The organism is Kitasatospora sp. NPDC032757 (assembly GCF_055579305.1).
In genome coordinates, this window is record NZ_JBVINN010000017.1 from 80405 (window position 1) to 105675 (window position 25271).

Sequence of the window (25271 nt, forward strand, 5' to 3'; positions counted from 1 at the left end):
GGAGGGGGCGCCGCGGCAGCCGCGGCGCCCCCTCCGGCTCTTCGCCGGGCGTGCCCGGTCAGTCGACCTCGGCCACCGCCTCGGAGAACTGCGCCTTGTACAGCCGCGCGTACGCGCCGTCGACGGCGATCAGCTCGTCGTGCGTGCCCTGTTCGACGATCGAGCCGTTCTCCATCACCAGGATCACGTCGGCGTCCCGGATGGTGGAGAGCCGGTGGGCGATCACGAAGCTGGTGCGGCCGGTGCGCAGCCGGGCCATGGCGCGCTGGATCAGTACCTCGGTGCGGGTGTCGACCGAGCTGGTCGCCTCGTCCAGGACGAGGATCGACGGCTGCGCGAGGAACGCCCGGGCGATGGTGATGAGCTGCTTCTCGCCGGCGCTGACGCCGGTGCCCTCGTCGTCGATCCGGGTGTCGTAGCCGTCCGGCAGGGTGCGGACGAAGCGGTCGACGTGCGCGGCCTTGGCCGCCTCGACGACCTGCTCGCGGGTGGCGCCGTCGGCGCCGTACGCGATGTTCTCGGCGATGGTGCCGCCGAACAGCCAGGTGTCCTGGAGGACCATGCCGATGCCGGAGCGCAGGTCCTCGCGGGACATGGCGGCGATGTCCACCCCGTCGAGGGTGATCCGGCCGCCGCTGACCTCGTAGAACCGCATCAGCAGGTTGACCATGGTGGTCTTGCCGGCGCCGGTGGGGCCGACGATGGCGACGGTCTGCCCCGGTTCGACCTTGAGCGAGAGGTCCTCGATGAGGGGCTTGCCGGGGTCGTAGCGGAAGGAGACGTCCTGGAAGGCGACCCGGCCGCGGACGGCGTCGGGGCGTTCCGGCATGGCCGGCTCGGGGGTCTGCTCGGGCGCGTCCAGCAGTTCGAAGACGCGTTCGGCGGAGGCGACGCCGGACTGCACGAGGTTGGCCATGCTGGCGACCTGGGTGAGCGGCTGGCTGAACTGCCGCGAGTACTGGATGAAGGCCTGCACGTCGCCGATGGACAGCGCGCCGCTGGCCACCCGGAGCCCGCCGACCACGGCGACCAGCACGTACTGGAGGTTGCCGATCAGCATCATCGAGGGCTGGATGATCCCGGAGATGAACTGGGCCCGGAAGCTGGACTCGAAGAGCGAATCGTTGTGCTCGCGGAAGGTCTCGGCGGACTCCTTCTGCCGGCCGAAGACCTTGACCAGGGCGTGCCCGGTGTACATCTCCTCGATGTGCGCGTTCAGCTGGCCGGTGGACTTCCACTGCTGGACGAACTGCGGCTGTGCCCGCTTGCCGACCTTGGTCGCCACGACCACCGAGAGCGGCACCGAGACCAGCGCGATCACGGCGAGCAGCGGCGAGATCCAGAACATCATGGCCAGCACGCCGACCACGGTGAGCAGCGAGTTCACCACCTGGCCCATGGTCTGCTGCATGGACTGGCCGATGTTGTCGATATCGTTGGTGACCCGGCTGAGCACCTCGCCGCGCGGCTGCTTGTCGAAGTAGCTGAGCGGCAGCCGGGCGAGCTTGGCCTCGACGTCCTGGCGCAGCCGGTAGCCGGCCCGCTGGATGGCGGTGGTGGCCAGCCGGCCCTGGACGATGCCGAAGACGGCGGAGGCGACGTAGATCGCCAGCACCCAGAGCAGCACCGCGCCGATCGCCCCGAAGTCCATCGTCTGGCCGGGGGTGAAGTCGATCGAGGAGAGGAGGTCGGCGACGCTGCCGTCGCCGCCGGCGCGCAGGCCGTCGACGACCTGCTCCTTGGAGGTGCCGGCCGGGAACTTGCCGCCGACCACGCCGGCGAAGATCAGGTCGGTGGCGTTGCCGAGGATCTTGGGGCCGGTGACGGCGCAGCCGATGCTGAGCACGCCGAGCGTGAGGACGCCGGAGAGCAGGGCGCGTTCCGGGCGCAGCAGCTTGAGGACGCGCTTGCCGGAGCCCTTGAAGTCCATCGACTTCTCGGCGCCCTGGCCGCCCATGAACCGGCCGGGGCCGGCCGGGCCGCGGCGGGCGGCGGCGGACTGCGAGTCGCTGCGCGGCTCGCCGGGGTTCGCCGCGGCGGGGCCCGGGTCCTGTTGCTCCGGGCTCTTCGTCAGCGGCGTCTTCTTCTGCGGGGTGGTCACGCCGCCTCCTGCTCGGTGAGCTGGGAGAGCACGATCTCCCGGTACGTCGGGTTTCCGGCCATCAGCTCGCCGTGGGTGCCGCTGCCGACGACGGCGCCCTCGTCCAGGACGATGATCCGGTCGGCGTCGCGGATGGTGGAGACGCGCTGGGCGACGATCAGCACGGTGGCGTCGGAGGTCTCCCGGGCGAGCGCCTTGCGGAGCCTGGCGTCGGTGGCGTAGTCGAGTGCCGAGAAGGAGTCGTCGAACAGGTAGATGCCGGGCTTGCGGACCAGGGCGCGGGCGATCGCGAGGCGCTGGCGCTGGCCGCCGGAGAGGTTGCTGCCGCCCTGGGCGATGGGCGCGTCCAGGCCTTCGGGGAGGCGTTCGACGAACTCCCTGGCCTGGGCGACGCCGAGGGCGTGCCAGAGCTCCTCGTCCGTGGCGTCGGGCCGACCGTAGCGCAGATTGCTGGCGACGGTGCCGGTGAACAGGTAGGGCTTCTGCGGGACGAGGCCGACGGTCTCGGCGATGGCCTCGGGGGCGAGGTCGCGCACGTTGACGCCGTCCAGCAGGACCTGACCGGCGGTGGAGTCGAAGAGCCGGGGGACGAGGCCGAGCAGGGTGGACTTGCCGCTGCCGGTGGAGCCGATGACGGCGGTGGTCTCGCCGGGGCGGGCGGTGATGTCGATGCCGCGCAGCACGGAGGCCTCGGCGCCCGGGTAGCGGAACTCGACGTCGCGCAGCTCCAGGTTGCCGCGGGCCAGCACCTCGGTGACCGGGGCGGACGGCGGGACGACGCTGGAGCGGGTGTCCAGCACCTCCTGGATGCGCTCGGCGCAGACCTCGGCGCGCGGCACCATCATGAACATGAAGGTGGCCATCATGACGCTCATCAGGATCTGCATCAGGTAGGACAGGAAGGCCGTCAGTGCGCCGATCTCCATGCCGCCGCTGTCGATCCGGTAGGCGCCGAACCAGAGCACGGCGATGCTGGAGACGTTCACGACCAGCATCACGAGGGGGAACATCAGCGACATCAACCGGCCGACCCGGAGCGAGACGTCGGTCAGCTCCCCGTTGGCGCCGGCGAACCGGGCCTGCTCGTGGTCGTCCTTGACGAAGGCACGGATGACCCGGATGCCGGTGATCTGCTCGCGCAGGACCCGGTTCACGGTGTCGATCTTCGTCTGCATGCTGCGGAACTTCGGGCGCAGCGAGCGGACCAGCAGGACGACGATGGTGCCGAGCACCGGGACGACGGCGAGCAGCAGCGCGGAGAGCGGGACGTCCTGGTTGAGCGCCATGATGATGCCGCCGACGCACATGATCGGCGCGGCGACCATCAGCGTGAAGGACATCAGGACCAGCATCTGGACCTGCTGGACGTCGTTGGTGGTGCGGGTGATCAGCGAGGGGGCGCCGAACTGGCCGAGTTCGCGGGCGGAGAAGCTCTGCACCCGGTCGAAGACGGCGGCCCGGACGTCCCGGCCGACGGCCATCGCGGTGCGCGCGCTGTAGTAGACGGCGCCGATCGAGCAGAGCGCCTGGACCACGGTGACGGCGATCATCACGCCGCCCAGCTGCAGGATGGTGCCGGTGTCACCCTTCACCACGCCGTCGTCGATGATGTCGGCGTTGAGTGTGGGCAGGTACAGCAGGGCGAGCGTCGAGACCAGCTGGAGCAGTACCAGCAAGGTGATCGGTTGGGAGTAGGGGCGCAGGTAGGCCCTGAGCAGTCTGATCAGCACTGGCACACTCTTGTCGTCGGCGGTGGGATTCGCATCCCAATTCTCGTTCTTTGGTGGACTCGTACAGGCGATTCTGGGTACGCCGCCCGGATGTTTGTCCAGTCCTTTGCCCGGCGTTGCGGCGGGCCGGTTGCGGGGTGCTCCGGCGGGCTGCACCCGGCACCCGGAGGTGTGCCAGGCTGCCCCGCCCTCTTACGGAATGACCGGTTTCCCCCTAGGCTGCTGGTTGCCCCCTTGTTACTCGCCGGTACCCGTCCGGTCGGCCGGGGGACCGGCGACCGCCCCCACGGGAGCCGCGACAATCCCTCAGACGGCCACCCGCCCCCGGAGGTCCTCGTTGAGTTCCGCGCAGTCCCTGATCGACTCCGGCCGTGCCGACATCGTTGCCGCGCGTCCCGCCTCCGTCGCCCACCTGTTCCAGGAGCGGGTCGCCGCCACCCCGGCCGGTGAGGCGTACCGCTTTCCCGTCCCGGTGGACGAGCACGCGGCGGACAGCGCCCCCGGCGCCGAGCAGTGGCGCTCGCTGACCTGGGCGCAGACCGCCACCCGGGTGTACGCGGTGGCCGCAGGCCTGCTGTCGCTGGGCATCCAGCCCGAGGACCGGGTCGCGCTGGCCTCCTCCACCCGGCTGGAGTGGGTCATCGCCGACCTCGGCAACATGTGCGCGGGCGCGGCCACCACCGCGGTCTACCCGAGCACCAACGCCGACGAGACGGCGTTCATCCTCTCCGACTCCGGCTCCAGGGCCCTGTTCGCCGAGAACGCCGCCCAGCTCGCCAAGGCCGTCGCCGAGGCCGACCGGCTGCCCGAGCTGCGCACCGTCGTCCTCTTCGACGCGCCCGCCGAGGCCCCCGAGACCGGCGGGCTGAACGTGCTCACCCTGGCCGAGCTGGAGCAGCTCGGCGCCGAGTACCTGGTGCAGCACCCGGACGCCGTCGAGAAGACCATCGCCGCGCTCGACAAGGAGCAGCTGGCCACCCTCATCTACACCTCCGGCACGACCGGGCGCCCCAAGGGCGTGCGTCTGGTGCACGACTGCTGGGCGTACGAGGGACGGGCCCAGGAGGCCAGCGGGCTGCTGGCCGCCGACGACGTGCAGTTCATGTGGCTGCCGCTGTCGCACGTCTTCGGCAAGACGCTGATCTCGGGCCAGATCGCCACCGGCCACGTGATGGCCGTGGACGGCAGGGTCGACCGGATCATCCACAACCTGCCGGTCATCCGGCCGACCGTCATGGCCTCGGCGCCGCGCATCTTCGAGAAGGTCTACAACGGCATCGCCGGCAAGGCCCGGGCCGAGGGCGGCGCCAAGTACAAGATCTTCATGTGGGCGGCGCAGACCGCCCGGGAGTACGCCCGGGTCGTCCAGGAGAACCGGATCGCCACCGGTGTCGGCAGCGCCCCGCTGGGCCTGCGGCTGCAGCACGCGCTCGCCGACAGGCTGGTGTTCGCCAAGATCCGGGCCGCCTTCGGCGGGCGGCTGCGCGGCGCGGTCTCCGGCAGTGCCGCGCTCGCCCCCGAGATCGGCTACTTCTTCGTCGGCGCCGGGGTGCCGATCCTGGAGGGCTACGGCCTGAGCGAGACCAGCGCCGGCTCGTCCGTCAACCGTGCGGAGGACGTCCGGGTCGGCACGGTCGGCCGTCCGCTGCCCGGCACCGAGGTCCGGATCGCCGAGGACGGCGAGATCCTGCTGCGCGGCCCGGGCATCATGCGCGGCTACCACAACCTGCCGGAGAAGACCGCCGAGGTGCTGGAGGCCGACGGCTGGTTCCACACCGAGGACATCGGCGAACTGTCCGCGGACGGCTTCCTGCGGATCACCGACCGCAAGAAGGACATGTTCAAGACCTCCGGCGGCAAGTACGTCGCGCCCAGCGAGGTCGAGGGCAAGTTCAAGGCGGTCTGCCCGTTCGTCAGCAACATCCTGGTGATCGGCAACGGCCGCAACTTCTGCACCGCGCTGATCGGCCTGGACGAGACGGTGATCATGCCGTGGGCCGCCGAGCACGGCCTGGCCGGCAAGTCCTACGCCGAGGTGGTCGCCGACCCGCAGGTGCACAAGCTGATCGACGGCTTCGTGCAGCGGCTCAACTCCGGCCTCCAGCGCTGGCAGACGATCAAGAAGTTCACCCTGCTCCCGCGGGACCTGGACATCGAGCACGGCGAGCTCACCCCGAGTCTGAAGATCAAGCGCCCGGTGGTCGAGCGGACGTACGCCGACGCCGTCACCGAGATGTACGCGGGCGCCAACGAGGCCTGACCGGCTCCCCGCCCCCTACGGCCCCGGGCCGCCCGCCCGTTTCGGGCAGGCCCGGGCCGTACGGGACACTGGGGTCATGCCCTCCGCACTCCCCGACGGCGAACCCGTGCCGTCCGACGGTTCCCTGCCCGCACACGCCCTCGCCGGGCTCGGGTCGCGGCCGTTCGGCTTCTACCTGCACGTGCCGTACTGCGCGAGCCGCTGCGGCTACTGCGACTTCAACACCTACACCGCCACCGAGCTGCGGTCCTCCGGGGCCGTCGCCTCCCAGGAGACGTACGCCGACAACGTCGTCGCGGAGATCCGGCTGGCCCGCAGGGTGCTGGGCGACGCCGACCTGCCCGTCCGGACGGTCTTCCTCGGCGGCGGCACGCCCACCCTGCTGCCCGCCCGCGACCTCGTGAAGATGCTCGCCGCCATCCGCGACGAGTTCGGGCTCGCCGAGGGCGCCGAGGTCACCACCGAGGCCAACCCCGAGTCCGTCGACCCGGCCTACCTCGCCGAGCTGCGCGCGGGCGGCTACAACCGGGTCTCCTTCGGCATGCAGAGCGCCCGCCCGCACGTGCTCCGGCTGCTCGACCGCCACCACACCCCCGGCCGCCCCGAGGCCTGCGTCGCCGAAGCCCGCGCGGCGGGCTTCGAGCACGTCAACCTGGACCTCATCTACGGCACCCCCGGCGAGTCCGACGACGACTGGCGGGCCTCCCTGGACGCCGCCATCGGCGCCGGCCCCGACCACGTCTCGGCCTACTCGCTGATCGTCGAGGACGGCACCAAGCTGGCCGCCCGGGTCAAGCGCGGCGAGCTCCCGATGATCGACGACGACGTGCACGCCGACCGCTACCTGATCGCCGAGCAGGCGCTCGCCGCCGCCGGCTACTCCTGGTACGAGGTCTCCAACTGGGCCACCACCCCGGAGGGCCGCTGCCGCCACAACGAGCTGTACTGGACCGGCGCCGACTGGTGGGGCGCCGGCCCCGGCGCACACAGCCACGTCGGCGGCGTCCGCTGGTGGAACGCCAAGCACCCCGCCGCCTACGCCCGCTCCCTCGCCGAGCAGCGCACCCCCGCCCAGGGCCGCGAACTGCTCACCGACGAGGACCGCCGGGTCGAGCGCATCCTCCTCGAACTCCGCCTCGCCGAGGGCATCCCGCTCGGCCTGCTCACCGGCACCGGCCTCAAGGCCGCCGCCCGCCACCACGAGGACGGACTCCTCGCCGCCGGGCCGTACGCCGCCGGCCGCGCCGTGCTGACCCTGCAGGGCCGTCTGCTGGCCGACGCGGTCGTCCGCGACCTGGTGGACTGACGTCCGCCGACGCGGTCCCGGCCGTCGCCCCGCCGTTCCGGACCGACGCCCGAACGCTCAGTCCGGCAGCGTCACGAAGTCGATCAGCTCCTCGACCTTCGCCAGCAGTGCCGGCTCCAGGTCCCGGTAGGAATCCACCGAGGCGAGGATGCGCTTCCAGGCGGCGGGGGTGTCCACCGGCCAGCCGAGGCGGCGGCAGATGCCCTCCTTCCACTCCTCCTCGTACGGCACGTCCGGCCAGCCGGGGATGCCGACGCTGGACGGCTTCACGGCCTGCCAGACGTCGATGTAGGGGTGGCCGACGACCAGGACGGCGTCGCCGGTGACCCGGGCGGCGATGCGGTGCTCCTTGGTGCCGGGGAGCAGGTGGTCGACCAGGACGCCGAGGCGCCGGCCCGGGCCGGGGGCGAAGTCGGCGACGACCGCGGGCAGGTCGTCGATGCCCTCCAGGTACTCGACCACCACGCCCTCGATCCGCAGGTCGTCGCCCCAGACCCGCTCGACCAGCTCGGCGTCGTGCCGGCCCTCGACGTAGATCCGGGACTCCCGGGCCACCCGGGCGCGGGCGCCGGGGACGGCCACCGACCCGGAGGCGGTCCGGCCGGGGGTGCGCGCGGGCGCCGGGCCGGCGGGGCGGACCAGGGTGACCGTCCGGCCCTCCAGCAGGAAGCCGCGCGGCACCAGGGGGAAGACCCGGTGCCTGCCGAAGCGGTCCTCCAGGGTGACGGTGAAGCCCTCGGCGGTCTTCTCGCAGCGCACCACCGCCCCGCAGAAGCCGGTCGCCGCCTCCTCCACCACGAGGTCGCGCTCGGCGGGCACCTCCGGGGCGGGCTGCTGCTTCTTCCACGGCGGGGTCAGGTCGGGTCCGTACTGGCGGCTGCGCATTCCCCGGAGTCTAGGAGGCGTCAGCCCGTGAACGGTGAGCCGACCGCCGGGACACCCGCGATCCGTGCCCGCAGGGCGACGGCGCGTCCGGGGCGGTGGTCCTCAGGGGCGTCCGGGACGTGGCCGGTGGGGGCGGCGGCCGGCGGATTCCGGCCGGCCGGGGTCACAGACCCGGCGCGCCCCAGACCGGGAACCAGCGGGTGAGGTCCTTCTCCAGCCGCAGGTCGTTCCCGAGCATGGCGTTGACCTGCAGCTCCAGCGGGCTGTTCCGCTTCTCCCCGCCGCCCGGCACCGGCGCGAACGGGTAGAAGGTGCCGCGCTTGTACAGGTAGACCAGCGCCAGCGGCTGCCCCTCGGCGTCGCGGAAGGCGACCAGCGAGCAGAGCAGCTGCGGCCCGAAGCCGTTCGCCTCCAGCTCGCTGTTGACCGCGTGCAGGTCGTTGACCAGCTCCGGCAGCTCCTCGGGCGTGTGCCGGGCGAGCAGCCAGGAGTACCCGTACGCGTCCTTGGAGGCCTCCACCGGGACGCCGCCGCGTTCGGTGTCGGCGTCCAGCAGCGCCCGTACCTGCCGCTCGACCTCGCCGAACGCCCCGCCCTCGACGGAGGCGAAGCAGACCGACCCGACGCCGGTGGGCCGGAAGCCGGAGGCCGCCTCCAGGGTCAGCGCGGCGGACGGTACGCCGAACAGCTGGTCGAGGTCGGGCCTGACCGGCTTGGTGCGGCCGAACAGCGTGTCCAGGAATCCCACGGCGGTCCCTTCCGGAGGTGGTCCGGCTCGCCGGAGCGGCCCGGCGGCCGGAGGCGGTTCAGCGGCCGAGCTGGGCCGAGATCTTCGCCAGCTGCGCCAGCCGCTGCTCCAGCGACGGGTGGGTGGAGAGCAGCTGCGAGGCGGCGTCCCGGGCGCTCAGCGCCGGGGCGAAGTAGAAGGCGTTGTACGCCTGCGCCTGGCGCAGGTCCTTGGTCGGGATCGCGGCGATCTGGCCGGTCACCTTGGTCAGTGCCGAGGCGAGCGCGCTGGGCCGGCCGGTGAGCTGGGCGGCCGCCCGGTCGGCGGCCAGCTCCCGGTAGCGGGAGAGCAGCCGGGTCAGCAGGAAGCTGATCGCGTAGACCACGACCGAGACCAGCGGGATGACCAGCGCGGCGATCGCGGCGTTGGAGTCGTTGCTGTTCCGGGCGCCGCCCATGAAGCCGCCGTACATCGCGATCCGGGTCATCGCCCCGGCCAGCACCCCGAGGAACCCGGCGATGGTCATCACCGCGACGTCCCGGTGGGCGACGTGCGACAGCTCGTGCGCGAGCACGCCCTCCAGCTCCTCCGGATCCAGCCGCCGCAGCAGCCCGGTGGTGACGCAGACCACGGCGTTCTGGGGGTTGCGGCCGGTCGCGAAGGCGTTCGGCATGTCGTTGTCGGCGACCGCCACCCGGGGTTTGGGCATGTCGGCGAGTGCGCAGAGCCGGTCGACGGTGCCGTGCAGCTGGGGGTACTGCTCCGGGGTGACCCGGCGGGCGCCCATCGCCCGTTCGGTGATCTTGTCGCTGAACCAGAACTGCGCGACGAACAGCCCGCCCGAGATCAGCACGATCAGCGGCCAGGCCCCGCGCAGCAGTGCGATCAGCAGACCGGTGAAACCGACGTACAACAGCCCGATCACGAACATCGTCCCGACCATCCGGCCGGTCAGGCCGCGGTCCGGTGCGAAGCGGGTGTGCTGGCCCGAGGTCGACATCTCTGCTCCTCTGTTCGCCGTCCGCTATCGATGCTGCCACCCGGACGGGCGCGGGGCATCACCCGCGCGCCGCGGACTGCAAGCAGGATCACTGTGGCCGGGCCGTTCCTGCCGTCGGACCCGGGCCTTACACTGGCAGGTACGGTTCTGGCACTCGTGTGTTCAGAGTGCCAAAGCCGGGGCCCGCCAGTGGGGTCCGCAGCGAGACACACGGACACATGTCACATCGGACAACGTGCGAAGACGGAGGTGCGTGCCCCATGGCCGGTGAGGTCCGCCAGCTCGACGACCGCAAGCTCGCGGTCCTTCGCGCCATCGTCCAGGACTACGTGGGCACCGAGGAGCCGGTCGGTTCCAAGGCTCTCGTGGAGCGGCACAGCCTGGGCGTGTCCCCGGCCACCGTCCGCAACGACATGGCGGCGCTGGAGGAGGACGGCTACATCCACCAGCCGCACACCAGCGCCGGGCGGATCCCCACCGACAAGGGGTACCGCCTGTTCGTCGACCGGCTGGCCGAGGTCAAGCCGATGAGCGCGCCCGAGCGGCGGGCGATCCGGCACTTCCTGGACGGCGCGGTCGACCTGGACGACGTGGTCGCCCGGACGGTCCGGCTGCTCGCCCAGCTCACCCGGCAGGTCGCGGTGGTCCAGTACCCCTCGCTCTCCCGGTCCACCGTGCGCCACATCGAACTGGTGGCGCTGGCCCCGGCCAAGGTGATGCTCGTCCTGATCACCAACACCGGCCGGGTCGAGCAGCGGCTCGTGGACTGCCCGGGCACGGTCGGCGAGACCGTCCTGGCGGACCTGCGCGCCAAGATCAACACCAGGGCCGTCGGGCAGCGCCTGCCCGAGGTCCCGGAGCTGCTGGACGAGCTGCCGTCCCAGTTCGAGGCGGCCGACCGGCCGGCCGTCACCACCGTCCTGGCGACGCTCTTCGAGGCGCTCGCCGAGCAGAACGAGGAGCGGATCATGCTGGCCGGCACGGCCAACCTGACCCGCTTCGGGCACGACTTCCCGCTCACCATCCAGCCGGTGCTGGAGGCGCTGGAGGAGCAGGTCGTCCTGCTCCGCCTCCTGGGTGAGACGGCCGACGCCGGGATGACGGTCCGGATCGGCCGGGAGAACGCGTACGAAGGGCTCAATTCCACCTCGATCGTCTCCGTGGGCTACGGTTCGGGCGACGAGAGCGTGGCCAAGCTGGGTGTGATCGGTCCGACCCGGATGGACTACCCGGGCACAATGGGGGCGGTGCGAGCGGTGGCACGGTACGTGGGCCAGATCCTGGCCGAGTCGTAGGAACGGCCACCATCGGACATCCGATGGTGGTACCAGTCGCAAGCACTTCAACAGGCGGAACAAGCGGAGCATTTGGTGGCCACGGACTACTACGCGGTACTCGGCGTCCGACGGGATGCGGGGCAGGACGAGATCAAGAAGGCGTTCCGGCGCCTGGCACGCGAACTGCACCCGGACGTCAACCCGGACCCGAAGACGCAGGAGCGGTTCAAGGAGATCAACGCCGCCTACGAGGTGCTCTCCGATCCGCAGAAGCGTCAGGTCTACGACCTCGGCGGCGACCCCCTGTCGCCCAACGGCGGCGGTGCGGGCGGCTTCGGCGCGGGCGCGGCGGGCTTCGGCTTCTCCGACATCATGGACGCCTTCTTCGGCGCCGCCTCCGGCCAGCGCGGCCCGCGCTCCCGGACCAGGCGCGGCCAGGACGCCATGATCCGGCTGGAGATCACCCTGGAGGAGGCCGCCTTCGGCACCACCAAGGAACTCCAGGTCGACACGGCCGTCACCTGCACCACCTGCAGCGGCGAGGGCGCGGCCCCCGGTACCTCCGCGCAGACCTGTGACATGTGCCGCGGCAAGGGCGAGGTCTCCCAGGTCACCCGGTCCTTCCTGGGCCAGGTCATGACCTCCCGCCCCTGCCCGCAGTGCCAGGGCTTCGGCACCGTCGTGCCGACCCCGTGCCCGGAGTGCGCCGGCGACGGCCGCGTCCGCGCCCGCCGCACGCTGACCGTCAAGATCCCGGCCGGTGTCGACAACGGCACCCGGATCCAGCTGGCCGGCGAGGGCGAGGTCGGCCCCGGCGGAGGCCCCGCCGGCGACCTCTACGTCGAGATCGCCGAGACCAGCCACACGGTGTTCCAGCGGCGCGGCGACGACCTGCACTGCACCGTCACCATCCCGATGACGGCCGCCTCGCTCGGCACCCAGGTGCCGCTGCAGACTCTGGACGGGCTGGAGGAGGTCGACATCCGGCCCGGCACCCAGTCGGGCCAGTCGATCCCGCTGCACGGCCGCGGCATCACCCACCTGCGCGGCGGCGGCCGGGGCGACCTGATAGTGCATGTCGAGGTGCAGACGCCCACCAAGCTCGACGCCGAGCAGGAGGAGCTGCTGCGCCGCCTCGCGGTGCTGCGCGGCGAGGAACGGCCCTCGGGCCAGTTCGCGCCGGGCCAGCAGGGGCTGTTCTCCCGCCTGAAGGACGCCTTCAACGGCCGCTGACCGCACCGGCGCCCGGTGACCCGGACGGGGTCACCGGGCGCCGTCGTTCCACCGCACAGAGACCTCAGGGAACCCCCATGACCGCGCCCGTGTTCGTCGTCGAGACCACGCAGCTCGCCACCGCCGCCCCCGGCGCGGTGGTCCGGCTGGACGGTCCGGAGGGGCGGCACGCCGCCGCCGTGAAGCGGCTGGAGCCCGGCGAGGCGGTGACCCTCGCGGACGGGCTGGGCCTCGGCGTGGACGGCACGGTGGCGGCGGTGCACGGCAAGGACGCCGTCGACGTGACGGTGGCCGCCGTCCGGCGGGAGCCCGAGCCGTCGCCGCGGATCGTCGTCGTCCAGGCGCTGCCCAAGGGCGACCGCGGCGAGCTGGCCGTGGAGACCATGACCGAGGTCGGCGTGGACGTGGTGATCCCCTGGGCCGCCTCGCGCTGCATCACCCAGTGGAAGGGCGAGCGCGGCGCCAAGGCGCTCGCCAAGTGGCGGGCCACCGCCCGCGAGGCGGGCAAGCAGTCCCGCCGGCTGCGCTTCCCCGAGGTCCGCGAGCCGGTGACCACCCGGCAGCTGGCGCCCGTCCTGGCCGGTGCCGCGCTCGCCGCGGTGCTGCACGAGGAGGGCGCCGAGCCGCTGGCCGGTGCCGCCCTGCCGACGGGCGGGGACATCGTGCTGGTGGTCGGCCCCGAGGGCGGGGTCTCCCCGGACGAGCTGGCCGCCTTCGCCGAGGCCGGCGCCAGGCCGTACCGGCTCGGCCCGTCGGTGCTGCGCACCTCGACGGCGGGCGTGGCCGCCGGCGCCCTGCTGCTGGGCCGCACCGGCCGCTGGAGCTGAGCCGCCGGGCGCCGGGGCGCCCGCCCACGGGCCCGGCGGCGTGGAGGGGTGTCCCCCACACGGGTCGGCTGTTGCGGAAAACCCGGGTGCATCGTGTGCGGACCTGCCTAGGCTGACCGTGTGAGCGAATCTCCGAGCACCCCTGCCGGCGCCTACCTGCGCCACCCGCATCTGCACGGTGACCTGGTCACCTTCGTGGCCGAGAACGACGTCTGGCTCGCCCCGCTGGACGGCGGCCGGGCCTGGCGGCTGACGGCCGATCACGTCCCGGTCCGAAGGCCGCGGTTCTCCCCGGACGGGCGGTACATCGCCTTCACCTCCACCCGGGACGGCGCGCCCGAGGTGCACCTCGCGCCGGTGGACGGCGGCCCGTCCCGGCGGTTGACGTACTGGGGCAGCGACCAGACCCAGGTGCAGGGCTGGACGGCCGACGGCCGCCCGATCGCCACCACCACCGCCGGTCAGGCCACCCTGCGCCGCACCTGGGCGCACGCCGTGCCGCTGGACGGCGGCGAGCCGGTCCGGCTGCCGTACGGGCCGGTCGGGGGCCTGGCGTTCGAGCCGGACGGCACGGGGGCGTCCCCGGCCGGAGGCGGGGGGAGGGTGCTGCTGGTCTCAGCGAACAACCGGGACCCGGCCTGGTGGAAGCGGTACCGGGGCGGCCAGGCCGGCAAGCTCTGGATCGGCCGCGACGAGTTCGTCCGCGTCCACGAGGAGCTGGACGGACAGCTCGACTCCCCGCTCTGGGTCGGCGTGCCGGGCGCGTCCAGGATCGCCTTCCTCTCGGACCACGAGGGCGTCGGCGAGCTGTACTCCAGCCTCCCGGACGGCACCGACCTGCGCCGTCACACCACCTCCCCGGAGGGCTTCTACGCCCGCAACGCCGCCACCGACGGCACCCGGGTGGTCTGGCACCGGGCCGGTGACCTCTGGCTGCTGGACAACCTGGACGGCCCGGACAGTCCGGACGGCACGGGCGGGCCCGACGGCGCCGGGCCGCGCCGGCTGGACGTCCGGCTGGCGGGGCCGCGGGCCGGGCGACGGCCGCGCCCGGTCCCGGCCGCGCACTGGCTGGAGAGCGCCGCGCCCGACCGCACCGGCCGGGCCGGCGCCGTCGTGGTCCGCGGCACCGTGCACTGGCTGACCCACCGGGAGGGCCCCGCCCGGGTGCTGGACGAGACGCCCGGCGTGCGCGGCCGGCTGGCCCGGGTGGTGCCGGGCGAGGACGGCGGGCAGGGCGTGCTCTGGGTGACCGACGCCGAGGGCGACGACGCGCTGGAGTACGCGCCGGCCGTGCTGGGCGCCGAGCGCCGCCGGCTGGCCGCCGGGCAGCTCGGCCGGGTCCGCGCCCTGGTGGTCTCGCCGGACGGCAAGCAGGCGGCGGTCGGCTCGCACGACGGCCGGGTGCTGCTGGTCACGCTCGCCGACGGTGTCGTGCACGAGCTGGCCCTCAGCACGGACGGCGAGGTCAGCGGGCTGACGTTCAGCCCGGACTCGGCCTGGCTGGCCTGGTCGCAGCCGGCGGCGGGCCTGGGCGCCTTCTCGTTGCGGCAGATCGCGCTGGCCAACCTGGCCACCCGGACGGTCGGCGAGGTCACCCCGGCACGGTTCTTCGACAGCTCGCCGGCGTTCACCGCCGACGGCAAGCACCTGGCGTTCCTCTCGGTGCGCAACTTCGACCCGGTCTACGACTCGCACGTCTTCGACCTGTCGTTCCCCAACGGCTGCCGCCCCTACCTGGTCACGCTGGCCGCCGACACGCCGTCCCCGTTCGGGCCGCAGCGGGCCGGTCGCCCGGTCGGCGGCGAGGAGGACGAGCCGAGGGGAAAGAAGGCGGACGGCGAGGAGGGCACCGCCGACGCTCCGCCGGCCACCCGGGTCGACCTGGACGGCATCGCCGACCGGATCATCCCCTTCCCGGTCGAGGGCGGCCGGTTCGGCTCGCTGAAGGCGGCCAAGGACGGCGTGCTCTGGACGAGGATCCCGCTGATCGGCGAACTCGGCGACGAGGCGGCCTCGCTGGAGGACGAGCGACCGCGCCCGGCGCTGGAGCGGTTCGACTTCCGCAAGCGCCGCGCCGAGCAACTGGTCGACGGCCTGGACGGGTTCGCGGTCAGCGGCGACGGCTCCCGGCTGGCCGTCCTGGACGAGGGCGAGCTGCGGATCGTCCCCGCCGACCACAAGGCGGCCGGTGAGGACGACGAGATCGACGTCGACCTCGCCCGGCTGCGGGTCACCGTCGACCCGGAGGCCGAGTGGCGGCAGATGTACGACGAGAACGGCCGCCTGATGCGCGACAACTTCTGGCGCCCGGACCTCGCCGGTGTCGACTGGGCCGGCGTGCTGGCGCGCTACCGGCCGCTGGTGGAGCGGCTCGGCTCCAAGGACGACCTGGTGGACCTCCTCTGGGAGGTGCACGGCGAGCTGGGCACCTCGCACGCCTACGTCATCGCGCACGGCGTCCACACCGAGGCGGCCCGCCGCCAGGGGAAGCTCGGCGCCGACCTGGTCAAGGACGGCGACGTCTGGCGGATCGCCCGGATCCTGCCCGGAGAGTCCTCCGACCCGCGGGCCCGCTCGCCGCTGGCCGCGCCGGGCGCCGCGGTCCGACCGGGCGACGCGATCCTCGCCGTCAACGGCCGCCCGGTCGACCCGGTCACCGGCCCGGCGCCGCTGCTGGCCGGCACCGCCGGGCAGCCGGTCGAGCTGACCGTGGCCGGCAAGGACGGCACCGACCAGCGCCACCCGGTGGTCGTCCCGCTCGCCGACGACGAGCCGCTGCGCTACCACGACTGGGTGGCCGGCCGCCGGTCCGCCGTCCGCGAGCTGTCCGGCGGCCGGCTCGGCTACCTGCACGTCCCCGACATGCAGGTGGCCGGCTGGGCACAGATCCACCGCGACCTGCGGTCGGAGATGGCCAAGGAGGGCGTGATCGTCGACATCCGGGAGAACCGCGGCGGCCACACCTCGCAGCTGGTGATCGAGAAGCTGGCCCGCCGGATCGTCGGCTGGGACGTCGCCCGGGACATCGCCAGCCCGGTGCCGTACCCCGCGGACGCCCCGCGCGGGCCGGTGGTGGCGCTGGCCGACGAGTACTCCGGCTCGGACGGCGACATCGTCAACGCCGCGATCCAGGCACTGAAGATCGGCCCGGTGGTCGGCACCCGGACGTGGGGCGGGGTGATCGGCATCGACAGCCGGTACAGCCTGGTCGACGGCACCCTGGTCACCCAGCCCAAGTACGCCTTCTGGCTGGAGGGCTACGGCTGGGGCGTGGAGAACCACGGCGTCGACCCGGACGTCGAGGTGCCGATCGCGCCGCACCAGCACGCGGCCGGGGAGGACCCGCAGCTCGCCGAGGGCGTCCGGATCGCCCTGGCCGCGCTGGCCGGGAGCCCGGCCAGGACGGCGCCTCCGCTGCCCTGGGCGTAGCGGCCGGAGGCCGCGCGCAGCGCTGCGGAGTGGGAGGCCGTCCGGACGGCATCCCACTCCGGGGCTGGGTAGGATGCGGGGCTGTTCTTGATCAAGTCCGATCGTCGGCCGATCGACAGCTCACGGGGGAGCACATGGCACAGGGCTATCCGCAGCCGCAGTACGGCGGGCAACAGCCGTACGGGCAACAGCAGTACGGGCAGCAGCCGGGGTACGGGCAGCCGCCGTACGGCCAGCCACAGCCGTACGGGCAGCAGCCGGGGTACGGCCAGCAGCAGTACGGGCAGCAATCGCCATACGGCCAGCAGCCGCAGCAGTACGGGCAGCCGCAGCAGTACGGCCGGCCGCCGGCCCACGGGAACCCCTACGGCGGGCAGCCCCAAGGGCAGCAGCACCCCTACGCCGGGCGCGTGCCCAGGCCGAAGGAGGCGAGCGGCTTCCGGCGCTTCCCCGCCATCGTCATCGACTGCCTGCTCGCGGTCGTCCTGGGCTTCGTCGCGGCCAAGGCCGCCGGCGGCCCGAAGACCGTCCACACCGGTGCCTACCTCGGCGCCCTGCTCGGCGTCGGCTTCGGCGTCTCCTACGTCAACCAGGTGCTGCTCGCCCGGCTCACCGGCTTCAGCGTGGGCAAGGGGGTCATGGCCCTCCGGGTGATCCGCAAGAAGGACGTCAGCCGGCCGCACACCTGGCGGCTCACCAAACGCTGGATGATCGGCTTCGTCATCCTCGCGATCTCGCTGCTCACCGAGGACTTCGAGGACGAGGGCGAGGTCCTCGCGGTCCGCGTGGTCCGCTGGAAGCACCTGCGCGAGTACCAGCAGGCGACCGGCCGGCTCGGCTAGCATGCGGCCGTACGCCCCGACCGACACCGTGCGACACGACACCGTGAGACACCGCGAGGAGACCCCGATGGCCGGCGAGCCGCAGCCCGACTGCCTGTTCTGCAAGATCGTGGCCGGCGAGATCCCGGCCACCGTGGTGCGCAAGACCGAGCGCATCCTCGCCTTCCGGGACATCGCCCCGAAGGCCCCGACCCACGTCCTGGTCATCCCGCACGTCCACTACCCGAACGCCGCCGAACTGGCCGCCGCCGAGCCGCAGATCGCCGGCGAGCTGCTGGCCGAGGCCGGCCGGGTCGCCGAGGACGAGGGCATCAAGGACTACCGGCTGATCTTCAACACCGGCGCCGGCGCGGGCCAGACCGTCTTCCACGCCCACGTCCACGTGCTCGGCGGGATCCCGATGACCGAGCGCATGGTCTGACCGGCGTGTCCCAGCGCGAACTCGTCGTCCTCGGCACCGCCAGCCAGGTGCCGACCCGGCACCGCAACCACAACGGTTACCTGCTGCGCTGGGACGGCGAGGGCCTGCTGTTCGACCCCGGCGAGGGCACCCAGCGGCAGATGCTGCACGCCGGGGTCTCCGCCACCCAGATCACCCGGATCGCCGTCACGCACTTCCACGGAGACCACAGCCTGGGGCTCGCCGGGGTGATCCAGCGGATCAACCTGGACCGCGTCCCGCAGCCGGTGGACGTCTACTTCCCGGCGTCCGGGGAGGTCTACTTCGAGCGGCTGCGGTACGCCACCGCCTACCACGAGACGGCCGTGCTGCGCCCCCGCCCGATCGAGGAGCGCGGCCCGCTGCCCGTCCCCGGTGCCCGTTTCGCGCTGGACGCCGTCCGGCTCTCGCACCCGGTCGAGTCCTTCGGCTACCGGCTCACCGAGCCGGACGGCCGCCGGCTGGTGCCCGAGCGCCTCGCCGCCCTCGGCATCGCCGGGCCGGACGTCGGCCGCCTCCAGCACCGGGGCGCGATCGAGGTGGACGGCGTGCGCGTCACCCTGGACCAGGTCAGCGAGCCCCGGCTCGGCCAGAAGTTCGCCTTCGTGATGGACACCCGGCTCTGCGAGGGCGTCCACGAACTCGCCGAGGGCGCCGACCTGCTGGTCATCGAGTCGACGTTCACCGACGCCGACGTCCGGCTCGCCGAGGACCACGGTCACCTGACCGCCGGCCAGGCCGCCAAGGTCGCCGCCGAGGCCGGCGCGCAGACCCTGGTGCTGACCCACTTCTCGCAGCGCTACCCGGACCTCGGCCAGCACCTCGCCGACGCCCGCAAGCACTTCGACGGCACCATCGTGCTCGCCGAGGACCTCGCCAGGGTGCCCGTCCCGCCCCGGCGCCGGCCGTGACCGGACGGGGCGGAGCCGTGGGCGGCCCGTGAACGGTGCGGAAAACCGCTCGCGCCGCCCCGCGATCTGCCGGAGCATCGTCGGGTGCGGCCCCGCCGCCCGCCGCAGCGATCACGTGCGCGGCGTACCCTGGTGCCCCGGAGAGACCGAGCGGCCCACGAGACACGGATGGGATGAGGCAGGCCCAGCGCCGACCTATGAGTGACACATCGCAGACCCGTACGAACGGACAGTCGCGCCCCGAACCGGCGGACGACGGCCGCACCAGCGCCCGGATCGTCATCCCCGAGAAGCACCCGATGGTCACCCTGCTCGGCACCGCGGACTCGCTGCTCCGGGTGATCGAGCGGGGCTTCCCCGCCGCCGACATCCACGTCCGCGGCAACGAGGTGACCGCCACCGGAGAGCGCGCCGAGGTCACCCTCGTCCAGCAGCTCTTCAACGAGATGATGCTGGTGCTGCGCACCGGCCAACCCCTGACGGAGGACTCCGTGGAGCGCTCCATCGCCATGCTCCGGAGCGCCGTGGACGACCCGGACAGCCCGGCGCCGTCCCAGGTGTTCACCGCGAACATCCTGTCCAACCGGGGCCGCACCATCCGCCCCAAGACCCTCAACCAGCAGCGCTACGTCGACGCGATCGACAAGCACACGATCGTCTTCGGCCTCGGCCCGGCCGGTACCGGCAAGACCTACCTCGCGATGGCCAAGGCCGTCCAGGCCCTCCAGGCCAAGGAGGTCAACCGGATCATCCTGACCCGCCCGGCCGTCGAGGCGGGGGAGCGGCTGGGCTTCCTGCCCGGCACCCTCTACGAGAAGATCGACCCGTACCTGCGCCCGCTCTACGACGCGCTGCACGACATGATGGACCCGGACTCCATCCCGCGCCTGATGGCGGCCGGCACCATCGAGGTCGCGCCGCTCGCCTACATGCGCGGCCGCACCCTCAACGACGCCTTCATCATCCTGGACGAGGCCCAGAACACCTCGCCCGAGCAGATGAAGATGTTCCTCACCCGCCTCGGCTTCAACTCCCGGGTGGTCGTCACCGGCGACACCAGCCAGATCGACCTCCCGGGCGGCACCCGCAGCGGTCTCAAGGTCGTCCAGGAGATCCTGGCCGACGTGCCCGACATCCACTTCTCCGTCCTCACCAGCACCGACGTGGTCCGCCACAAGCTGGTCGGCCGGATCGTGGACGCGTACGAGCGCTGGGACGCCCTCCAGGAGGCCGGGGAGAGCGCACCACGGCCCTCCCGCAAGTCCGGCGAGCGGCGCCCCGGCAAGCCGGCCGCACCGCGCGCACCCCGTCAGTCCCATCGCACCGAAAGCTGAGTAACCAGCCCGTCATGTCGATCGACATCGCCAACGAGTCCGGTTGGGACGCCGATGAGGAAGCCATCCTCGACGTCGCCCGCTACGCACTGGACAAGATGCGGATCCACCCGCAGTCCGAACTGTCCGTGATCCTGGTGGACGGTGCGGCGATGGAGGAGCTGCACATCCAGTGGATGGACCTCCCGGGCCCCACCGACGTGATGTCCTTCCCCATGGACGAGCTGCGCCCCGGCAAGGAGGGCGAGGAGCTGCCGCAGGGCCTGCTCGGCGACATCGTGCTCTGCCCCGAGGTCGCGGAGCAGCAGGGCAAGGCGGCCCCGTCCCAGCACTCGATGGACGAGGAGCTGCAGCTGCTCACCGTCCACGGCGTGCTGCACGTGCTCGGCTACGACCACGAGGAGCCGGACGAGGAGGAGGAGATGTTCGGCCTCCAGAAGGCGATCCTCGACGGCTGGCGGGCCGGCCGCGGCCTCGGCGGCATCTCGCCGGCCCCCACCACCCACTGAGCGCGGAGCCCGACCCCTGTGAGTGGTGAGAGTACGAGCTTCATCCTGGGTGCCGTGCTGCTGGTCGTCCTCGGCTGGCTGGCCGCGTGCGCCGAGGCGGGCATCTCCCGGGTCTCCCGGTTCCGTGCGGAGGAGGCGGTCCGGGCCGGGCGGCGCGGCTCGGCCCGGCTGCTGACGCTGGCCTCCGACCCGATCCGCTACCTCAACCTGGCGACCCTGATCCGGGTGGCCAGCGAGATGGCGGCGGCCGTCCTGGTCACCGTGGTCTGCGTGCGGAACCTGGAGACCACCTGGCAGGCCGTGCTGCTGGCGTTCGGCGTGATGGTGCTGGTCTCCTTCGTGGCGGTCGGCGTCTCGCCGCGCACGATCGGCCGCCAGCACCCGCTGACCACCGCCACCGCGGCCTCCTTCGTGCTGCTGCCGCTGGCCGGCGTGCTCGGCCCGATCCCGCGGCTGCTGATCCTGCTCGGCAACGCGCTGACCCCCGGCAAGGGCTACCGCGAGGGGCCGTTCGCCTCCGAGGCGGAGCTGCGCGCCCTGGTCGACCTCGCCGAGAAGAACGACGTGATCGAGGACGAGGAGCGCCGGATGGTGCACTCCGTCTTCGAGCTGGGCGACACCATCGTCCGCGAGGTGATGGTGCCGCGCACCGACCTCGTGATGATCGAGCGGCACAAGACCGTCCGTCAGGCGCTCACCCTGGCGCTGCGTTCCGGTTTCTCGCGCATCCCGGTGGTGGGCGACAACGAGGACGACGTGGTCGGCATCATCTACCTCAAGGACCTCGTCCGCCGCACCCACATCAACCGGGAGGCGGAGTCCGAGGAGGTCGGGAACGTGATGCGGCCGGCCGTCTTCGTCCCGGACTCCAAGCCGGCCGGCGACCTGCTGCGCGAGATGCAGCAGCGCCGCTCGCACGTCGCGATCGTGATCGACGAGTACGGCGGCACCGCCGGGCTGGTCACCATCGAGGACGTCCTGGAGGAGATCGTCGGGGAGATCACCGACGAGTACGACCGGGAGATCGCGCCGGTCGAGGACCTCGGCGACGGCTCGTACCGGATCACCGCCCGGCTGCTGGTCGAGGACCTCGGCGAGCTGTTCGGCATCGAGCTGGAGGACGAGGACGTCGAGACCGTCGGCGGTCTGCTCGCCAAGCACCTCGGCCGGGTGCCGATCCCGGGCTCGGCCTGCGAGATCCCGCTGCCGGAGGACGCCGCCACCGACCTGACCGCGATCCGCCTCACCGCGGAGAGCTCGGCCGGGCGCCGCAACCGGATCGGCTCGATGGTGGCCCTCCCGGTCCGCCGGGCGTCCCTGGCGGACGCGGAGACCGGCGAATAGGCCGGCGAGTAGCGTCCGGGCTCCGGCCGAACGACCATGGGTACATGAGTCATCTACTGCGTGCGGAGTACGGCCCGCAGGGTCGGTCGGCCGGGGCGAAGTCCTGGCACGTCGTCCGGGCCGCCGAACCCGCGACGGCCCTCTGCGGCCGCACCATGGACACCGACGCCGAGACCCGGGCGGAGGAGGAGTGGGGCACCGGGCTGCGCTGCTGCCAGCAGTGCGGCTCGCTGTACATGCACGAGGTGCCCCACATGCAGGGGAGCCATCCCTACAGCTGACCGGCCCGGCCGTGCGCCGCTCCGTGGGCGGAGCAGCGTGGGTGGAGGCCGTCTGACGTCCCATGGTGGAGGTCACCATGAAGCTGCAAGACGAACTGCCCGTCGACCACAAACTCCTCATGGTCTGGCGGATCGGAGCGGGGCTCGGCGGAGTCTTCCTGATCGTGTTCGGGATCCTCGGACTGCTGGACCACCCGGGTTTCCTGTCCACCCACGGCGACCACATCGCCGGGCTCTCGACCAACGGGGCGCTGAGCATCCTCTCCATCGTGGTGGGCGCCATCCTGGTCGGCGGGGCCGTCATCGGGGGGAACTTCGCCTCCAACCTGAACATGGTGGTCGGCGGGCTCTTCGTGCTCTCCGGCTTCTACGGCCTGGCGGTGCTCGGCCGGCCGGAAGCGAACATCCTCAACTTCCGGATGTCCAACGTGATCTTCGCGTTCATCTTCGGCATGGTCGTGGTGACCTTCGGCATGTACGGCCGGGTCAGCAGCCACCTGCCGCACGACAACCCGTACTGGCGACAGCGGTCGGCGGACGAGGAGCCGATGCCGTCCGGTCCCAAGACCTTCGTCAAGGTGATGCGGCCCGGGCCGCCGAACCCGATCGGCCACTGAGCCCGGCCCGCCCCGTGGCCTGGCCCCGGGCCTATGCTCGGCGGCATGAGTGACATCGTCGAGCTCGACCCCGAAGACAAGAAGATCATCACCCTGGCCCGCTCCGCCCGCGCCCGCAACGGCGTCGCGGAGGGGGCCGCGGTGCGTGACGAGACCGGGCGCACCTACGTGGCCGGGACGGTCGCGCTGGAGTCGCTGCGGCTCAGCGCGCTGCAGACGGCGGTGGCGATGGCGGTGGCCAGCGGTGCGAGGTCGCTGGAGGCGGCGGCCGTGGTGAGCGAGGCCGGCGAGCCGGCCGAGGCCGACCTGGCCGCGGTGCGGGACCTCGGCGGGGCCGGGACGCCGGTGCTGCTGGCCGGGCCGGACGGGGCCCTGAAGGTGGCGGCCGAGGCCCGCTGAGCGGTACGGCGTGCCGAGCGGCCCGGCCCGCCGGGCGGTACGGCGTTCGGAGCGCCCGGGGCGGAAACCCCGGGCGCTCCGCCGTGCGTGATGCCGCCTGCGATGCCGTGTGGGATGCCGCCTGGGAAACAGCCCTCGATACCGCCCTCGGCGCCGGCTCCGATACGCCTTCGATGCCGTCTGCGTTCGGCAGATAATCTCACCGGGAGTGGGTTGCGGTGAGGGGGCTGGGGAGATGGGGCCGTACGCGTTCTTCGCGGGGCTGCTGCTGGGCGTGATGGGCATGGGCAAGTGGCAGGAGACCGGCTCGCCGTTCTGGCTCTGGGGTTCGGTGGCCTTCCTGCTGCTGGTGCTGATCATGGGATTGGCCTCGCTCGGCGGCGGCGACAAGGGCTGATCGGACGCCGTTCGGACGGCCGCGTCCGTCGCGCTCCCGGTGATCAGGGAGAATGGAGCGCATGAGTGCCCCTTCCTCCTCGTACCGCTCCGGCTTCGCGTGCTTCGTCGGCCGGCCCAACGCGGGCAAGTCGACCCTGACCAACGCCCTGGTGGGGACGAAGGTCGCGATCACCTCCGACCGTCCGCAGACCACCCGGCACACCGTGCGCGGCATCGTGCACCGCCCCGACGCCCAGCTCGTCCTGGTCGACACCCCCGGTCTGCACAAGCCGCGCACCCTGCTCGGCGAGCGTCTCAACGACCTGGTCCGCTCCACCTGGGCCGAGGTCGACGTGATCGGCTTCTGCCTGCCCGCCGACCAGAAGCTCGGCCCCGGCGACAAGTTCATCGCCAAGGAACTCGCCGAGATCAAGAAGACCCCCAAGGTGGCCATCGTCACCAAGACCGACCTGGTCGACTCCAAGCGGCTGGCCGAGCAGCTGATCGCCATCCATCAGCTGGGCGTCGAGCTGGGCATCGAGTGGGCCGAGATCATCCCGGTCTCGGCCGTCGGCGACAAGCAGGTGGACCTGGTCGCCGAGCTGATCACCAAGCTGCTCCCGGAGGGCATGCCGCTCTACCCGGACGGTGACCTCACCGACGAGCCCGAGCAGATCATGGTCGCCGAGCTGATCCGCGAGGCGGCGCTGGAGGGCGTCCGGGACGAGCTGCCGCACTCGCTGGCCGTGGTGGTCGAGGAGATGATCCCGCGCGAGGGCCGCCCCGCGGACCGTCCGCTGCTGGACATCCACGCCAACGTCTACATCGAGCGGCAGAGCCAGAAGGCGATCGTGATCGGCGCCAAGGGCTCCCGGCTCAAGCACGTCGGGACCACCGCCCGCAAGCACATCGAGGCGCTGCTCGGCACGCCGGTCTACCTGGACCTGCACGTCAAGGTGGCCAAGGACTGGCAGCGGGACCCGAAGCAGCTGCGCAAGCTGGGCTTCTGACCTGCCCGGACCACGGCACAGGGCCCGCCCGGACGTCTCCGGGCGGGCCTTCGCCGTCCGGTCGGGACCTTCCGTCGGGCCCGGGCCCCCGCACCCCGGCCCGAGGGCCTACGCACCCTCGCGCAGCACCAGCGAGACCAGCTCCCGTTGCGAGTCGGTGAGCTTGGGGTCGGCGCAGTGCACCGTCCGGCCGTCGACCGTGATCTCGTAGTGGAATCCGTCCGGCACCCCGTACGAGGGCGACCGCAGCCCGCCCGCGACGGCTTCGCGGGCGAGCGCGTGCACGTGCGGGGCGTCCGTCCGCTCGGTGGTGTCGAGCTCCGCGTGGAGGGCGCGCCCCGCAAGGCCGCCGGTCCGGGTCACCTGGATACGCATGGTGTCCATGGTGCTACGCAGGGATGGTTGTTTGCCGGGCTTTTTCCGGACCTT

General features: G+C 72.5%; 23 protein-coding genes. 17 read left to right on the forward strand and 6 right to left on the reverse strand.

Annotated features, from left to right (window positions below):
- Positions 1 to 58: 58 nt before the first annotated feature.
- On the reverse strand, positions 59 to 1957 hold the full coding sequence (locus tag ACZ5WK_RS20315; RefSeq protein ID WP_465548807.1) for an ABC transporter ATP-binding protein: 1899 nt from the start codon (positions 1955 to 1957) through the stop codon (positions 59 to 61).
- Between the two features lie 140 nt (positions 1958 to 2097).
- Positions 2098 to 3831: an ABC transporter ATP-binding protein gene (locus tag ACZ5WK_RS20320; RefSeq protein WP_465548751.1), complete on the reverse strand. Its 1734-nt coding sequence runs from the start codon at positions 3829 to 3831 to the stop codon at positions 2098 to 2100.
- Between the two features lie 337 nt (positions 3832 to 4168).
- On the opposite strand from ACZ5WK_RS20320, the gene ACZ5WK_RS20325 reads away from it, so the two are divergent.
- Positions 4169 to 6091 (forward strand): AMP-dependent synthetase/ligase, encoded by a 1923-nt coding sequence (locus tag ACZ5WK_RS20325; protein WP_465548752.1) that lies wholly within the window; start codon positions 4169 to 4171, stop codon positions 6089 to 6091.
- Positions 6092 to 6167: 76 nt separating this feature from the next.
- Positions 6168 to 7397, forward strand: a complete 1230-nt coding sequence (hemW, locus tag ACZ5WK_RS20330; protein WP_465548753.1) for a radical SAM family heme chaperone HemW — start codon at positions 6168 to 6170, stop codon at positions 7395 to 7397.
- A gap of 57 nt (positions 7398 to 7454) precedes the next feature.
- On the opposite strand, the gene ACZ5WK_RS20335 is transcribed toward hemW, so the two are convergent.
- From ACZ5WK_RS20335 to htpX, 3 genes are all read right to left on the reverse strand, one after another.
- Entirely contained in the window at positions 7455 to 8282 is an 828-nt protein-coding gene (locus tag ACZ5WK_RS20335; protein WP_465548754.1) for a DUF3097 domain-containing protein, read from the reverse strand.
- A gap of 163 nt (positions 8283 to 8445) precedes the next feature.
- Positions 8446 to 9030 (reverse strand): PspA-associated protein PspAB, encoded by a 585-nt coding sequence (gene pspAB / locus ACZ5WK_RS20340; RefSeq protein ID WP_396323215.1) that lies wholly within the window; start codon positions 9028 to 9030, stop codon positions 8446 to 8448.
- Between the two features lie 58 nt (positions 9031 to 9088).
- Positions 9089 to 10009, reverse strand: a complete 921-nt coding sequence (gene htpX, locus ACZ5WK_RS20345) for a zinc metalloprotease HtpX (RefSeq protein ID WP_465548755.1) — start codon at positions 10007 to 10009, stop codon at positions 9089 to 9091.
- A gap of 260 nt (positions 10010 to 10269) precedes the next feature.
- On the opposite strand from htpX, the gene hrcA reads away from it, so the two are divergent.
- The 15 genes from hrcA to era all read left to right on the forward strand — a co-directional run bounded on the left by hrcA (position 10270) and on the right by era (position 24842).
- Positions 10270 to 11304, forward strand: a complete 1035-nt coding sequence (gene hrcA, locus ACZ5WK_RS20350) for a heat-inducible transcriptional repressor HrcA (RefSeq protein WP_465548756.1) — start codon at positions 10270 to 10272, stop codon at positions 11302 to 11304.
- A gap of 75 nt (positions 11305 to 11379) precedes the next feature.
- Entirely contained in the window at positions 11380 to 12519 is a 1140-nt protein-coding gene (gene dnaJ / locus ACZ5WK_RS20355) for a molecular chaperone DnaJ (protein WP_396323218.1), read from the forward strand.
- 77 nt (positions 12520 to 12596) lie between these two features.
- Complete coding sequence (locus tag ACZ5WK_RS20360) at positions 12597 to 13346, forward strand: 16S rRNA (uracil(1498)-N(3))-methyltransferase (RefSeq protein ID WP_465548757.1); 750 nt, start codon at positions 12597 to 12599, stop codon at positions 13344 to 13346.
- Between the two features lie 120 nt (positions 13347 to 13466).
- The gene (locus ACZ5WK_RS20365; RefSeq protein ID WP_465548758.1) at positions 13467 to 16778 is read left to right on the forward strand and encodes a S41 family peptidase; all 3312 of its coding nucleotides are present in this window, start codon (positions 13467 to 13469) and stop codon (positions 16776 to 16778) included.
- A 134-nt stretch (positions 16779 to 16912) separates the two neighbouring features.
- Positions 16913 to 17620, forward strand: coding sequence for an RDD family protein (locus ACZ5WK_RS20370; RefSeq protein ID WP_465548759.1), 708 nt, complete (start codon positions 16913 to 16915; stop codon positions 17618 to 17620).
- Positions 17621 to 17687: 67 nt separating this feature from the next.
- Positions 17688 to 18041 carry a histidine triad nucleotide-binding protein gene (locus tag ACZ5WK_RS20375; RefSeq protein WP_396323222.1) on the forward strand — a complete coding sequence of 118 codons (354 nt, stop codon included), beginning with the start codon at positions 17688 to 17690 and terminating at the stop codon, positions 18039 to 18041.
- A gap of 5 nt (positions 18042 to 18046) precedes the next feature.
- The gene (locus tag ACZ5WK_RS20380; RefSeq protein ID WP_396323223.1) at positions 18047 to 18970 is read left to right on the forward strand and encodes a ribonuclease Z; all 924 of its coding nucleotides are present in this window, start codon (positions 18047 to 18049) and stop codon (positions 18968 to 18970) included.
- A gap of 197 nt (positions 18971 to 19167) precedes the next feature.
- Positions 19168 to 20304 (forward strand): PhoH family protein, encoded by a 1137-nt coding sequence (locus ACZ5WK_RS20385; protein ID WP_465548760.1) that lies wholly within the window; start codon positions 19168 to 19170, stop codon positions 20302 to 20304.
- Positions 20305 to 20318: 14 nt separating this feature from the next.
- Positions 20319 to 20813, forward strand: a complete 495-nt coding sequence (gene ybeY, locus ACZ5WK_RS20390) for an rRNA maturation RNase YbeY (RefSeq protein ID WP_396323225.1) — start codon at positions 20319 to 20321, stop codon at positions 20811 to 20813.
- A gap of 18 nt (positions 20814 to 20831) precedes the next feature.
- Positions 20832 to 22157 carry a hemolysin family protein gene (locus tag ACZ5WK_RS20395; protein WP_396323226.1) on the forward strand — a complete coding sequence of 442 codons (1326 nt, stop codon included), beginning with the start codon at positions 20832 to 20834 and terminating at the stop codon, positions 22155 to 22157.
- Between the two features lie 44 nt (positions 22158 to 22201).
- Positions 22202 to 22438 carry a hypothetical protein gene (locus ACZ5WK_RS20400; protein ID WP_396323227.1) on the forward strand — a complete coding sequence of 79 codons (237 nt, stop codon included), beginning with the start codon at positions 22202 to 22204 and terminating at the stop codon, positions 22436 to 22438.
- Between the two features lie 77 nt (positions 22439 to 22515).
- Positions 22516 to 23055: a DUF4383 domain-containing protein gene (locus ACZ5WK_RS20405; RefSeq protein ID WP_465548761.1), complete on the forward strand. Its 540-nt coding sequence runs from the start codon at positions 22516 to 22518 to the stop codon at positions 23053 to 23055.
- Between the two features lie 45 nt (positions 23056 to 23100).
- Complete coding sequence (locus ACZ5WK_RS20410) at positions 23101 to 23454, forward strand: cytidine deaminase (protein WP_329487578.1); 354 nt, start codon at positions 23101 to 23103, stop codon at positions 23452 to 23454.
- 235 nt (positions 23455 to 23689) lie between these two features.
- A complete protein-coding gene (locus ACZ5WK_RS20415) occupies positions 23690 to 23851 on the forward strand; it encodes a hypothetical protein (RefSeq protein WP_153882821.1) in 162 nt (53 codons plus the stop codon).
- 61 nt (positions 23852 to 23912) lie between these two features.
- Positions 23913 to 24842: a GTPase Era gene (era, locus tag ACZ5WK_RS20420; RefSeq protein WP_148645217.1), complete on the forward strand. Its 930-nt coding sequence runs from the start codon at positions 23913 to 23915 to the stop codon at positions 24840 to 24842.
- Positions 24843 to 24950: 108 nt separating this feature from the next.
- On the opposite strand, the gene ACZ5WK_RS20425 is transcribed toward era, so the two are convergent.
- Entirely contained in the window at positions 24951 to 25217 is a 267-nt protein-coding gene (locus ACZ5WK_RS20425; protein WP_396323231.1) for a protealysin inhibitor emfourin, read from the reverse strand.
- Positions 25218 to 25271: the final 54 nt, after the last annotated feature.